Source organism: Limnobacter sp. G6BE5S (assembly GCF_058448965.1).
The window spans coordinates 1-1,281 of sequence record NZ_JBZFLM010000011.1 but is presented as its reverse complement, the minus strand read 5'-3'; the positions used below and the strand labels follow the sequence as shown (position 1 = coordinate 1,281).

The following is a 1,281-nucleotide window of genomic DNA, read 5'->3' as shown; positions in this document are numbered from 1 at the left end:
AGAGCAGGCCTCGGAAATTCGGACAGGTGGATAAAAGATGACAGCTCTGCTTTTTGGGCCAACAATATTGGCCAGAAAAGGAGAAATCATGAGTCGCAGACCACGCAGAAACCACTCGCCTGACTTTAAAGCCAAAGTGGCGCTAGAGGCAGTTCGAGGCGAACAACCACTTGCCGAGCTTGCCCAGAAATACGATGTGCACGCCACCCAGATTGCCCAATGGAAGGCTGAATTGCTGCAAGGCGCATCCACTGTATTTGGCGCTACCAAAGCCGCAGAATCCACGGTGGATGTGAAAGTGTTGCATGCAAAAATTGGCGAGCTGACACTGGAGAACGATTTTTTAGAAAGCGCGCTCACCAAGGCGGGATTGTTGAGCGCAAAGCGTTGATTGACCCGAGTCACGAATTGGCAGTGAGCAAACAAGCCAAGATTCTTCGCATGGCCAGATCCACGGCGTATTACAAGCCTGTGCCCGTGTCTGAATCGGATCTCGCGCTGATGGCTGCTATGGATCGGATTCATTTAGACCGTCCGTATGCAGGCAGCCGCATGATGCGTGATCTGCTGCTTCGCTCGGGTTTTGCAGGCGTTGGTCGGCGCAGGGTGATCAGTTTGATGCGCAAGATGGGCATTCAAGCCGTTTACCGAAAGCCCAATACCAGTAAGCGACAGCCTGGGCACAAGATCTATCCGTATTTGTTGCGAACACTGCCCATTGTTCGCCCCAATCAGGTCTGGGCGCTGGACATCACGTACTTGCCGATGAAACGCGGATTTCTGTATCTGTGCGCAGTCATCGATTGGTTTAGCAGGAAAGTGCTCAGTTGGAGGCTGTCGAATACCATGCACGCGGATTTCTGCGTTGAAGCGGTTCAAGAAGCAATCATCAAATATGGTAAGCCCGAGATCGTCAACACAGATCAGGGAAGTCAATTCACCAGTTTGGAGTTCACCGAAATGCTCAAAGGTCATGACATACAAATCAGCATGGATGGTAAAGGCTGTTGGCGTGACAACGTGGTGATCGAGCGATTCTGGCGCACGGTGAAATACGAGGAGGTCTACCTTCGAGCCTACGAAACAACATCGGAAGCCAGAAAACATTTGCACGAGTACATTGCGTTTTACAATACGGGTCGAGGCCATCAGGCCTTGGATTACAAAACCCCTGACGAGGTGTATTTCGTCAGCCAAGTTGCGGCATTGGCCGCTTAACCCGCAGTGCTGGATCTTTATTAAAAATCCACAAAAACTGTCCGATTAAACGAAGCCTGCTCT

General features: G+C 51.0%; 1 protein-coding gene. It reads left to right on the top strand.

The genetic code is table 11. From position 1 onward, the window contains the following. Nucleotides 1-88: 88 nt before the first annotated feature. Nucleotides 89-1,218 (top strand): IS3 family transposase gene (locus ACVL1J_RS15230; protein WP_491665462.1). Its coding sequence is split into 2 segments (ribosomal slippage): nt 89-347 and nt 347-1,218, totalling 1,131 coding nucleotides; the frame shifts between segments, so codons are not numbered across the junction. Nucleotides 1,219-1,281: the final 63 nt, after the last annotated feature.